The organism is Hyphomicrobiales bacterium, from assembly GCA_030688605.1.
Taxonomy (GTDB): domain Bacteria; phylum Pseudomonadota; class Alphaproteobacteria; order Rhizobiales; family NORP267; genus JAUYJB01.
The window spans coordinates 1-12,581 of record JAUYJB010000046.1 but is presented as its reverse complement, the minus strand read 5'-3'; the positions used below and the strand labels follow the sequence as shown (position 1 = coordinate 12,581).

Sequence of the window (12,581 nt, the reverse complement as noted above, 5' to 3'; positions counted from 1 at the left end):
ATCACCGAGCTTTTCAACCCACGTCAACACTCCTGGGAAGAGCATTTCCAAATTGCCGACATTATGGTTGTCGGCCTGACTGCGGTGGGCCGCACCACAGTGTTCGTCCTCAACATGAACGAAGAACGGCGCGTCCGACTGCGTGCGGTGCTTAAGCGGCAGGGAAGCTTCTGAAGCCATCGCGCGAGCGTTGGAATCCGCAGAAACCACAGCGAAAACTTTGATCGGACGGCTCGGCGGGCAGATAGCTCAGGACACCGAGTTTCGACGGGAGATCGATCGATCAAGCAAAAAAGTCGAGACGTGAGAGTCTGACCCTTTCCCCTCAGCCGGGGGATGGGCCGAAGTCAGATCGCAGCGACAGTGCCGAGAGCCGGAGCAGTCTGACGAGCGGATATTGGGGAGCGGAGAATTTGTCGAGCGTGTCCTGACCGAGGCCGAGGCGCGAGTGCAACGCCAACAGGCGGCACGCGGACAAAGCGGACGGGTCGAGCGAGTTATCGCGGAGGCGTGCAAGAAAAACGGCGCATCGCTGACTGAACTCAGAAGCGGGAGCCGACGTGGGAAGATGCCCACGATAAGAGCGGCATTGGTGTGCAAGCTGGTGGAAGATTTTGGCGTCGCGCTCGCCGAGGTTGCGCGCCAACTGGGAATATCGACCTCTGGGGTTTCGAAGATATTGACCCGGCGTTTGTCCAGCTAGTCACCAACGTTATCTCCGTTATCTCGTCCCGTTATCTTCAAACTCCCGACCACCCCAAATTCGCTCTTGGCATCCCGGCCTCATTTCGACTAGTATTCCCTAGGCCCATCCAGGATGTGGCGACTTTGACCCGGCCGGTTTTCCGAGCGATAATTCTTCCCGGTGGCTAGCCACCTATGAGACTCATCAAGAACAGCGGTAACGATCGCGTTGTCGACGCGCTCCGTGAAGTGCTTGGAACAGAGTCTAGCCTTGATGTCGCTTCACCAGCCTTTTCGCTTTTCGCTTTTGCCGAGGTGCGGAGCCTTTTAGAAAAAGTCGCTCATTCTCGACTCGTTTTGCCGACTGCTCAAGGGACCGACCTCAATCTCCTTGGCTCAGAAGCCGACCGGCCTTTCCGCAACCGTCTTCAGGCCCACTGGCTTGCGCGCCAATGCGTTCAATGGATCACGAAAAAAACTAATGTGCGAGGCGCGCCGGCGTTTTTACCGCAGTCGACGTTGATTACAGACCACGCCGACGCGTCGCTTCGGCGTGTCGTTATTGGTAACTGCTCATTTACTACCGATGGTCTCGGCATTACTCCGGGCAACCAGTTCAGCCTTATCCAATGTTCAGAAACTCCGGAGGAGTGGACGTTACTAGGTTCCTGGTTTTCTTCTCTTTGGAACAGCTTGCCGTCATCACCCGATGCACAGAGCGCGTTATTGGCCCGTCTCCAGGATTTGATTAACCACAAGGCACCATCGCTTATTTATGACTTAATACTCTTCCACCTATTCAAAGACCGTGGTGACGACCTCGACGAAGAGCGCATCATCAAGTCGGCGACCGGCATCCGCAACACCGTGGTCTGGAAGAAGCTCTACCGGTTTCAGCGGGACGGGGTGGTCGGCGCGATCGACAAGCTCGAGCGCTTCGGCGGCTGCATCATCGCTGACAGCGTCGGCCTTGGTAAGACGTTCGAGGCGCTCGCGATCATCAAGTACCACGAGCTGCGGAACGACCGCGTGCTGGTGTTGGTGCCCAAACGCCTGCGCGACAACTGGACGCTCTACAAGGCGAACGACCGCCGCAACTTCCTGGCGCCCGACCGCTTCAACTACGACGTGCTGAATCATACTGACCTCTCGCGAGACGGCGGGGCGTCCGGCGACATTGACCTCGCGCACGTCAACTGGGGCAACTACGACCTCGTTGTGATCGACGAGTCGCACAACTTTCGCAACAAGAAGACGCCGCGTGTTGGGAGCGAGACGCGCTACGACCGCCTGATGCGCAAGATCATACGGGAAGGCGTCAAGACACGCGTGCTGATGCTCTCGGCGACGCCAGTCAACAACCGCTTGGCCGATCTGCGCAACCAGATCGCGTTTGTTACCGAGGGCGACGACACGGCTCTGCTCGATCACGGCATCGGCAGCATCGACAGCACCACGCGACTGGCGCAGAAACAGTTCAACCGCTGGCTCGATCTCGAGGACGCCGGCCGAACGCCCTCGCGGCTGATCGAGATGCTCGGCTTCGACTACTTCACTCTGCTCGACCTGCTCACGATCGCCCGCTCGCGCAAGCACATCGAGAAGTACTACGGCACCGCCGAAACGGGCCGCTTCCCCGACCGGCTGAAGCCGATCAACATCAAGGCCGATGTGGACCGCGCCGGCGAGTTCCGCTCCATCCGGGAGATCAACAACGAGATCCGCCGTCTGAACCTCGCTTCCTACGCTCCGCTTCGATACGTGCTGCCGCACAGACAGGCGGCGTACGACAAGAAGTACAGCACGGAGATTCGCGGCGGCGAGGGCTTCTTTCGCCAGGCAGACCGCGAGGAGAGCCTGATCCACCTGCTGCGCGTCAACGTGCTCAAGCGGATGGAGAGCGCCGTGCCGTCATTCGCCCTCACCGTGCAGCGCCAGTTGCGCGACGTGGAGGCCACGCTGGCCCGCATCGAGAGTCACGCCGAGGAGATGGAGGAGATCGACATCGAGGACGTGGACCTCGACGATCCCGCCTTCGAGAGTCTGCTCGTCGGGCGCAAGGTGAAGGTGCTGCTGAAGGACGTGGACCTCATCCGCTGGAAACAGGAGCTGATCGAGGACCGCAACCGCTTGGCGACGCTCCACGCGGCGGCGGCCCAGGTGGATGCCTCCCGTGACGCCAAGCTCACGGCCCTGCGCGAGATGATCGAGCACAAGTGCCGGAACCCGATCAACCCCGGCAACCGCAAGGTGATCGTCTTTACCGCCTTCGCCGACACCGCCCGTTATCTCTACGACCAGCTTGCCCCGTGGGCGAAGACAACTCTTGGCATCGACACGGCGCTGGTCACCGGCACGGGCAGCAACCAGACAACGCTCACCGGCCTGCGCAAGGACCTGTCCTCGATTCTCACCACGTTCGCACCGCGGGCGAAGGAGCGGCCCGAGGAATACGCTGCCGAGGGCGAACTTGACATGCTGATCGCCACCGACTGCATCTCAGAGGGCCAGAACCTCCAGGACTGCGACTGGCTGATCAACTACGACATCCACTGGAACCCGGTGCGCATCATTCAACGCTTCGGCCGCATCGACCGAATCGGCTCGCCAAATGATCGCATCCAGTTGGTCAACTTCTGGCCCAACATGGAGCTGGAGGAGCACATCAACCTGGAACAGCGGGTCAGCGGCCGCATGGTGCTGCTCGACATCTCTGCCACCGGCGAAGAGAACCTGATCGAGCAGGACTCCGGCAACCAGATGAACGATCTGGAGTACCGCCGCAAGCAACTGTTGAAGCTCCAGGACGCGGTGATCGATCTGGAGGACCTCTCCACTGGTGTCTCCATTGCCGACCTGACACTCACCGACTTCCGCATCGATCTGGCGCAATACCTCAAGGCGTATCCGGGCGTGCTGGAGAGTCTGCCGCTCGGCACCTGCGCGGTCACGACCACCACCGAGGCGGAGATCGCACCGGGCATCATCTTCTGCCTGCACGCCGAGGGCGCCGCCGCCAAGCGCAGCGCCGAGGCCGGCTATCCACTCGGTGCCCAGTATCTCGTGCATGTGGGCGACGACGGCACGGTGCTGCTGCCCTACACGCAGGCCAAGCAGATCCTCGATCGGCTCAAGCGCCTCTGCCTTGGGCGCGACCTGCCCGATGCCGGTGCCTGCGCCCGCTTGGACAAGGCGACCAAGCAGGGCGAGGACATGCGCGCGGCGCAGCGCCTGCTCGCCGCCGCCGTGGCCTCGGTGGTCGGCAAGAACGAAGAGCGGGCCGTGGCGAGCCTGTTCACGCCCGGCGGCACTCACGCCATGAAGGGGGAGTTTGCGGGCATCAACGACTTCGAGGTCATCGCCTGGCTCGCGGTGCTACCCGAGGCCGTTGGATGAACGGCGACACGCTCATCGAAGCCCTCGACCTGCCCGCCAGCAGCCGCGTGGATCAGCGCGTGCCCAAGAAGCTGCTGCTTGAGAACGGTGCGCCTACTGCCGCTGACAAGCGCATCATCAATGACGGCATCGAGGAGCTGGTCTGGCTGGCGGCGCTCAAGCCCACCACTATTGGCGTGCTGGAGTACCGCGACGAGGTGCGGGAATATCTGGAGATCGCAGTGTTGCGCCTCACCTTGCGGGCCACGGCCAAGGCGACGCGGCTGGTAGAGCTGGTACACCGGGCCGTGCCCTATCCATTGCTGCTGTTGACGGAGCAGGGCGAACAGCCCGGACTTTCCGCCGTCCACAAGCGCTGGTCGCAGGGCGAGGCGGGTAAGACCGTGCTGGAGGGCGCCGTTGTCGCCGCCGAGTGGGGCGCGGAGCGCGATGGCGAACGCTGGCCCGCCTTCTATGATGCGCTGGCGCTTGGCAAGCAACCGCGTACAACGCTGCACGCGCTGTATCAGGGTTGGATCGACACTCTGCTGGCGCTGCAAGCTGCTCGCGTCACCGGCGCCTTCGCGGTCGCCGCTAACGCTGAACAGGCTGCGGTCCGTCGTGACGCCCTGCAAGAATGCGCGCGGCTCGATGCGGAGATCGCCCGCCTGCGTGCCACCGCCGCGAAGGAGAAGCAGATGGCGCGGCGCGTGGAACTGAACCTGGAACTGAAGCGCATGGAGGCAGCGCAGGCTGCCGCTCGCGCCAACCTGTGAAGAACGAGGATACGATGCAGAAGCTAACCGATAGCGACCCCGAGACGAAGTCGCCCGACCTCGTCGCGCAGAATCTTTCCCAGCTCAAAGCCCTCTTCCCCGAACTCGTCACCGAGGGCAAGGATGGGGCGGCAGTGAATCTGGACGTGCTCAAGCAGCTTGTGGGCGACAAGACGGTGACGGATGCCGAGGAGAAATATGGTCTCAACTGGCATGGCAAACGCTGCGCCCGCCAGCTCGCCCTCACGCCGAGTGCCGGCACGCTGCGGCCTTGCCCGGAAGATTCGGTGGATTGGGACACCACCCAGAACCTTATGATCGAGGGCGACAACCTCGAAGTCCTCAAGCTCTTCCAGAAGTCCTACGCCGGGAAGGTGAAGCTCATCTACATCGACCCGCCCTACAACACGGGTCATGACTTCGTCTATCCCGACAATTTTCAGGACAACATCCGCAACTACCTCGAACTCACGGGACAGGTCGGCGATGGAGGGCGCAAGTTGTCCTCCAACCCCGAAGCCTCCGGTCGCTTCCACACCGATTGGCTAAACATGATGTATCCGCGGCTCAAGCTCGCGCGGGATCTACTGCGGGAAGATGGAGTGATATTCGTTTCGATCGACGACCATGAGCTACAAAACCTTGGAGCCCTCCTGGATTCAATCTTCGGCGTGGAGAACTTCATAGGCATATTTGTTTGGGAGAAACGGACTACGCGTGAGAACCGGAAAGTCTTCTCCGTGAATCATGACTACATAGTTTGCTATGCACGGGAGAAGCCCATTTTCGAGACAGTTCGGTGCCTTCTTCCGCGCAGCGACGAAAACGAAGAGCGGTTTTTGAACCCGGACAACGACCCTCGCGGGCCGTGGCAGTCCGTATCGATGAACGCGCAGGCGGGCCCGGGTCGCCGCAAAGAACAGTTTTATACCGTTACAACACCATCTGGGCGCAAAGTGGACCCCCCGTCTGGGCGATGTTGGGTGTACACCGAAGATCGATTTGAAGAACTGAAGACCGACAATCGAGTCTGGTTTGGTGAGGACGGAGCAAATGTTCCGAGGCTGAAGTGCTTTCGCAATGAGTCGGACAATGGCATTGTGCCTCACACTATGTGGCGAGCCGATGAGGTCGGCACTACCGACACAGCGAAAAAAGCGATAAAGGATCTCTTCAACGGAATTGAAGTCTTTGACACCCCAAAGCCAATTCCACTCCTTGCGCGGATAGTCCAGATTTGCACCAAGAATCAACGGGACGAGATCATCCTCGATTTCTTTGGAGGGGCCGCGCCTATAGGGGAAGCCGTGTATCAGCAGAATCTCGCTGATTCGGGCAAGCGCCGCTTCTTCGTCGTGCAACTACCCGAGCCGCTTCCTGACGATTCTCCTGCGACGCAACTCGGCTTCAAGACGCTCAGCCAAGTGGCAATTGATCGTCTCCGCCGCGCAGGCAAGAAGATGCGGGAAGAGAGCCCGATGTTCGAGGGCGACCTCGGCTTCCGCGTCTTCAAGCTCGCCAGCAGCAACATCCGGGCGTGGGAGCCGGACCGCGAGAAGCTCGCCGAAACCCTCGAAGCCTCCATCGAGCACCTCAAGACCGACCGCACGGAGCAGGACATCCTCTTCGAGTTGCTTCTCAAACTCGGCCTCGACCTCTGCGTGCCCATCGAAACGAACAAGGTGGCAGGAGGCGCGAAGCAGGCGCATGAAATCTATTCCATCGGCGGCGGCTCACTGCTGGTCTGCCTCTCGCCCGCCATCCCACAGGCCGACGTGGAGCCGCTGGCCCTCGGCCTCGTGGCGTGGCACAAGGCATTGAAGCCCGCCGGAGAAACCACCGTCGTCTTCCGTGACAGCGCCTTCACCGACGACGTGGCCAAGACCAACCTCACCGCCATCCTCCACCAGCACGGCCTCGAAACCGTGCGCAGTCTGTAAGCGAAAGCGATGAAACTCCACTTCGAGCCCGACCTCGATTACCAGCTTCAGGCCATCGAAGCCGTCTGTGGCCTTTTCCACGGACAGGAAACCTGCCGGACCGAATTTACGGTCACGCGGGACGCTGCCGCCGGGCAAATGTCGCTTCTTGAAAACGACCTCGGCATCGGCAACCGGCTGACTCTTCTCGACGAAGAGCTACTAGCTAACCTGCACGCCATCCAACTCCGCCACGGCCTCGCACCATCGGCCTCGCTCGCGTCCGGGGATTTCACGGTGGAGATGGAGACCGGCACCGGCAAGACCTATGTTTATCTGCGTACCGTCTTCGAGCTAAACAAACGCTACGGATTTACCAAGTTCGTCATCGTGGTGCCGTCGGTTGCGATCAAGGAAGGCGTCTATCACACCATCGAGACCGCTGCGGAGCACCTCAGAGGGCTCTACGCCGGCGCGCCCTTCGACCCCTTCATCTACGACTCGGCGAAGCTCGGCCAGGTGCGCAACTTTGCGACCAGCCCGCAGATCCAGATCATGGTGATGACGGTGGGTGCGATCAACAAGTTCGGCGACGAGCAGCAGGCGCAGACGGAGGAAGCGGACGAGGCCGCCCGCCGCGAGAAATCGAAGAACGTGATGTATCGCCCCAGCGAAAAGACGGGCGGGGAGAAGCCCATCGATCTGATCCGGGCGACGCGCCCCATTCTCATTGTGGACGAGCCGCAGAGCGTGGAAGGCGGGCTCGACGGCAAGGGCAAGAAGGCCATGGAGCGGATGAATCCGCTGTGCAACCTGCGCTATTCCGCGACGCCGAAAGAGGCGCACCACATGGTGTTCAAGCTCGATGCGGTGGATGCCTACGAGCGGAAGCTGGTGAAGCAGATTGAGGTGGCGGCGGCCTCCGTGGAGGGCGGGCACAACAAGGCGTATGTGCGGTTCATCGCGCCGGTATCGCGTGGCAAGAGTGTCGTGGGCGCCAAGGTGGAGCTGGACATCGCCACGGCACACGGCGTGGCCCGGCAAACGGTCACCGTGGCACCGCTCGACAAGCTCGAAGAAGTCACCAAGCGGGAGATTTACCGGGACCACATCATCGGGCAGGACATCCGGGATGCCAAGGACGACAAGTTCATGGAACTCCGCTATCCCGGCGGCGAAGAATACCTCCGTCCCGGCCAAGCCTACGGCGACGTGGACGCGCTCGCTGTGCAGCGCCAGATGATCCACCGCACCATCAAGGAGCACCTGGACAAGGAGAAGCGCCTCCGTCCACAAGGCATCAAGGTGCTCAGCCTGTTCTTCATCGATGCCGTCGAGAAGTATCGGCAATACGACGCCGACGGAAATTCGGTGAAGGGCGAGTACGCGCGAATCTTCGAGGAGGAATACCGCCGGCTCGCCAAGCATCCCGATTACCTGACCCTCTTCAAGGAAGTGGACTTGACCACCGCCGCCGAGGACGTGCACGACGGCTATTTCTCCATCGACAAGAAGAAGGTCGGTGGCAAGACAGTGGAAATGTTCAAAGACTCCAGGGGCGAAGGCACGACGCAAGCCGACGACGACACCTACAGCTTGATCATGCGGGACAAGGAGAAGTTGCTGAGCTTCGAAACGCCGCTGAAGTTCATCTTCTCTCACTCGGCCCTGCGCGAAGGCTGGGATAATCCGAATGTATTTCAAATCTGCGCTCTGCGGGAGATGGCGTCGGAGGTGCAGCGTCGTCAAACCATTGGACGCGGCCTGCGCCTCTGCGTCAACCAGAACGGCGAACGCCTGCACGGCTTTGACGTGAACACCCTGACCGTGATCGCGACCGAGAGCTACGAGCAGTTCGCCGAGAAACTCCAAAAGGAGATCGAGGACGAAACTGGTATCCGGTTCGGTATCGTAGAGACGCACGAGTTCGCCGGGGTCAGCACCACGGGACCCGACGGTCAGCCCGCGCCGCTGGGCTTCGACCAATCAAAGGTGCTCTGGGAGCATTTGAAAACCGCTGGCCTAGTTAACGCCCAAGGCAAGGTGCAGGATACCCTGCGCCAACAGCTAAAGGACCGCACGCTCACGCTGCCGGAGCCGTTTACCGCCCAACTGCCGCAGGTGATGGAAATTCTCCGCAAGCTCGCAGGGCGCTTGGAAATCAAAAACGCTGACGAGCGCAAACAGGTGAAAACCCGCCTGGCCGTGCTGCAAGGCGCTGACTTCAAGGCGCTTTGGGACCGCATCAAGCACAAGACCACCTACCGCGTGCAGTTCGACAACGAGGCCTTGCTGGCGACCTGCATCAAGGCGCTTGCGGACGCGCCGCCCATCGCCAAGACGCGCCTGCAATGGCGCAAGGCCGACCTCGCCATCGGGCGCTCCGGTGTGGACGCGAAGGAAACGGCAAGCTCCGCCCCCGTGACCCTCGACGAAGACGACATCGAGCTACCCGACATCCTCACCGACCTTCAGGACAAGACTCAACTCACCCGCCGTAGCATCCACCGCGTCCTCGTGGAAAGCGGCCGGCTCGATGATTTCAAACGAAACCCGCAGCAGTTCATCGAACTGGCCGCTGAGGTCATCAACCGCGCAAAGCGCATGGCCCTCGTGGACGGCATCAAATACCAGCGCATCGGCTCAGAGGAATACTACGCTCAGCAACTGTTCGAGACGGAAGAACTGACTGGCTATCTCAAGTCCATGATCGACGCCAACAAATCGGTTCATGAGCAGGTGATCTACCAGTCCGACACCGAGCGCACCTTTGCCGAGCAATTGGAGATGAACGAAGCAATCAAGGTTTACGCCAAACTTCCTGGCTGGTTCCGTGTGCCGACCCCCCTTGGCCCTTACAACCCCGACTGGGCCGTGTTGGTCGAAAAGGATGGAGCGGAGCGACTCTATTTTGTCGTCGAAACAAAGAGCGACCTTTTCAAGGCTGACCTGCGTGATAAGGAACGCGCCAAGATCGACTGCGGGAAAGCTCACTTCGCGGCGCTGGCCGTCGGTGAAAATCCGGCCAAGTATCGTGTTGAGCGGAACCTCGACGAGCTTCTGGCGAACTGTTGATTTATCAGATCAATATCTTTTGGACCGTGTGGGGTTGTTTGGAATAATCTGACTATGAGCAGAGACAACAGGCGGGAAAGACCCTTTCAGAACGTGCGATTGATCCATTCATCCGATCTCCAGATTGGCAAAGTGTTCATGTATTTCGAGCCCGACCTAAGAGGCCTTGAGGGGAAAGAATGCGCATAGAGAAAATGGAAATTAAGAACTTTCGGTCCTTCAGTAACGTCGACCTAAATTTCAGTCCGTACACATCGCTCGTCGGTCCCAATGGCGGTGGTAAATCAACGATATTGTGCGCCTTGAATATATTCTTTCGCGAGACAGAGAATGCGGCTACCAATTTAAGCGATCTGGATGCCGAGGATTTCCACGACCGAAAAACCGATGAACCGATTGAGATAACGGTCACATTTACTGATCTTAACGAAGAAGCTCAAAAGGACTTCGCCGAGTATTACCGACAAGGTACACTAATCATCACGGCGAAGGCGATTTTTAACGCAGATACCGGCGTTGCGACTGTCATGCAATTCGGCCAGCGCTGCGCGATGGACGCGTTCAAGAACTTCTTCAAGCTCTACAACGACGGCAAAAAGGTTGATGAGTTAAAGGCCGAGTACGAACTCATCCGCACTCAGCTTACTGACCTTGCAAAGCCGGGTACGAAGGACGCCATGCGCGCGGCGCTTCGACTCTACGAAGAATCACATCCTGAGAAATGCAGTCTTATTCCCAGCGAGGACCAGTTTTACGGTTTCAGCAAGGGAGCAAATCGTCTCTCGCGCTATGTACAATGGATCTATGTGCCAGCCGTCAAGGACGCAACCAAGGAGAACGTAGAGGCCAAGAATACGGCGCTTGGCAAAATTCTTGCTCGCACTGTCCGCGCAAAAGTGAAATTCGATGAAGACATTAAGAAGCTCAGAGAGGAAACTCTCATTGAATACCGAAAAATCCTTGATGCGCAACAAGGCGCACTCGATGATATTTCCAAGGCTCTTACCGCACGATTGATGCAATGGGCTCACCCTGAAGTGACTGCGCGCCTCAGCTGGGCAGAAGACGCCCGGAAAGTCCAGGTAGAGGGACCCGTTGCTCGCCTGCTCGCTGGGGAGGGCAGCTTTGAAGGCGAACTGGCGCGCTTCGGACACGGGCTACAACGCTCATACCTCTTGGCACTCCTTCAAGAGCTGGCGTCTAGCGATGACGCGGACGCGCCACGCTTGATCTTAGGCTGCGAGGAACCTGAACTATATCAGCACCCCCCGCAGGCTCGACATCTCTCCAACGTGCTACAAGAACTGAGTCAGGCTAATTCCCAGATCATCGTATCAACGCATAGTCCGTATTTTGTTTCTGGGCGAGCATTTGAGAGCGTGCGCATGGTGCGTCGCGACCCTGCCGCTAAGCAATCGACAATTTCTCAAGTTACTTTAGACCGTATCTCCCAGCGGGTAGCTGAGGTGACGGGCGAGACCCCCGCTCCACTCCCCGCGCAGCGCGCTCGTCTTCAGCAGGCATTGCAGCCACATCTCAACGAGATGTTTTTCACGTCGAAGCTTGTTTTGGTCGAGGGTATCGAGGACCTTGCCTATATCACGTCATGGATGATCCTGTCGGGCCGCTGGGATGACTTCCGTCGGCATGGATGCCATATCGTTGCCACCAACAATAAAAGCAACCTAATCGAACCCATCATCATTGCTCAGGCGCTTGAGATTCCGGTGTTCACGCTGTTCGATGCCGATGGAGACAAAACGAATTTGAATGAGCGCCCCCGTCACGAGAGAGACAACAAGGCGCTCCTGAACCTTTTGGGCGGAAACGTCGCCGATCCATTCCCAAGCATGACCGCATGGGGGGCGTCCTATGTGCAATGGCCCACCAATATAGGCGACGTTCTAAAGGCCGAGGTCGGCGCGACCGTTTGGGATCAAACATTTGGCCAGGCAACGAATGGTCTTGGAAATCCCGAAGGCAGCTATATCAAAAACCCCGTTCACATTGGTGATCATCTAGACCTGTTGAAGGAAGGAGGTCATACGCCCGCCAGCCTTGACCGCCTTTGCGTGGAGATCATCCGCTTCGCAGCAGCGTAACTCCACTGTTCCTACGCTACGCCGGCCAAAAATGCGGGGGAATTTAAGGGCAGGCTTGCATAGATGAATCAAACTTTAAACGACGCGGGAATCACAGCCGACAATCCGGGAATTTGCATATTAATCGGTTTTGTTATTCGCCGGGTTTATCCGCTTCCCGAATAATCGGCCCTGCTCGCAATCACACCCCGAACGCCGCCGCGCGGATTGACGCTGTCCCCTGATCTGCGAGGAATCAGATGAATGTGGCAATGCATGACTGTCTGTCCGGCAGGGGCACCCACGTTGACGCCCACGTTGTAGCCGTCCGGCTTGAATCGGCCGTCCAATAATTTCTTCGCCTCGTCCACCATAGCCCAGAGCGCCGTTCAGCCTGGGCGTTAGCGCTAGGATTGCACTGATTTCTCCGAGGACTCAATCCTGCGAGATTTGCCTGAGGCGTTGATGAATCATCATTGCCGGAAACTAGCCTCTGCGCCAGGCTTGATTTCTACCGGCTTTTTGAATATTTAGTGTCCGACCGAAAACCCCATTTTTTTGGAAAACCGGCCGCCTAATTTTTGAGTGCAACATGCGGGTTTCGTGTTTTGATGTGCGAAAGGCAAAGTTTTTCAGTTGTTGCGAATGGGAACGTGAATTTCGTCAGTTTC

The 12,581-nt window shown here is 58.9% G+C and carries 6 protein-coding genes; 5 read left to right on the top strand and 1 reads right to left on the bottom strand.

Annotated features, from left to right (window positions below; genetic code table 11):
• The first annotated feature begins 879 nt into the window (after positions 1–879).
• The 5 genes from Q8P46_05785 to Q8P46_05765 all read left to right on the top strand — a co-directional run bounded on the left by Q8P46_05785 (position 880) and on the right by Q8P46_05765 (position 11,931).
• Positions 880–4,080 (top strand): helicase-related protein, encoded by a 3,201-nt coding sequence (locus tag Q8P46_05785; GenBank protein ID MDP2619672.1) that lies wholly within the window; start codon positions 880–882, stop codon positions 4,078–4,080.
• Positions 4,077–4,835 carry a DUF4391 domain-containing protein gene (locus Q8P46_05780; GenBank protein MDP2619671.1) on the top strand — a complete coding sequence of 253 codons (759 nt, stop codon included), beginning with the start codon at positions 4,077–4,079 and terminating at the stop codon, positions 4,833–4,835. Before Q8P46_05785 ends, Q8P46_05780 begins: the two co-directional genes overlap by 4 nt.
• 14 nt (positions 4,836–4,849) lie before the next feature.
• On the top strand, positions 4,850–6,775 hold the full coding sequence (locus Q8P46_05775; protein MDP2619670.1) for a site-specific DNA-methyltransferase: 1,926 nt from the start codon (positions 4,850–4,852) through the stop codon (positions 6,773–6,775).
• A 9-nt stretch (positions 6,776–6,784) separates the two neighbouring features.
• Positions 6,785–9,829: a DEAD/DEAH box helicase family protein gene (locus Q8P46_05770; protein MDP2619669.1), complete on the top strand. Its 3,045-nt coding sequence runs from the start codon at positions 6,785–6,787 to the stop codon at positions 9,827–9,829.
• Positions 9,830–10,008: 179 nt separating this feature from the next.
• Positions 10,009–11,931 carry an AAA family ATPase gene (locus Q8P46_05765; protein MDP2619668.1) on the top strand — a complete coding sequence of 641 codons (1,923 nt, stop codon included), beginning with the start codon at positions 10,009–10,011 and terminating at the stop codon, positions 11,929–11,931.
• Between the two features lie 146 nt (positions 11,932–12,077).
• Here Q8P46_05765 and Q8P46_05760 read toward each other — a convergent pair whose 3' ends face one another.
• Entirely contained in the window at positions 12,078–12,284 is a 207-nt protein-coding gene (locus tag Q8P46_05760; GenBank protein MDP2619667.1) for an HIT family protein, read from the bottom strand.
• Between the last annotated feature and the right edge of the window lie 297 nt (positions 12,285–12,581).

What these genes read in the sequence shown, in the direction of transcription:
- Q8P46_05785 (MDP2619672.1), top strand. Translation starts at nt 880, where the DNA reads ATGAGACTCATCAAGAACAGCGGTAACGATCGCGTTGTCGACGCGCTC.
- Q8P46_05780 (MDP2619671.1), top strand. Translation starts at nt 4,077, where the DNA reads ATGAACGGCGACACGCTCATCGAAGCCCTCGACCTGCCCGCCAGCAGC.
- Q8P46_05775 (MDP2619670.1), top strand. Translation starts at nt 4,850, where the DNA reads ATGCAGAAGCTAACCGATAGCGACCCCGAGACGAAGTCGCCCGACCTC.
- Q8P46_05770 (MDP2619669.1), top strand. Translation starts at nt 6,785, where the DNA reads ATGAAACTCCACTTCGAGCCCGACCTCGATTACCAGCTTCAGGCCATC.
- Q8P46_05765 (MDP2619668.1), top strand. Translation starts at nt 10,009, where the DNA reads ATGCGCATAGAGAAAATGGAAATTAAGAACTTTCGGTCCTTCAGTAAC.
- Q8P46_05760 (MDP2619667.1), bottom strand. Translation starts at nt 12,284, where the DNA reads ATGGTGGACGAGGCGAAGAAATTATTGGACGGCCGATTCAAGCCGGAC.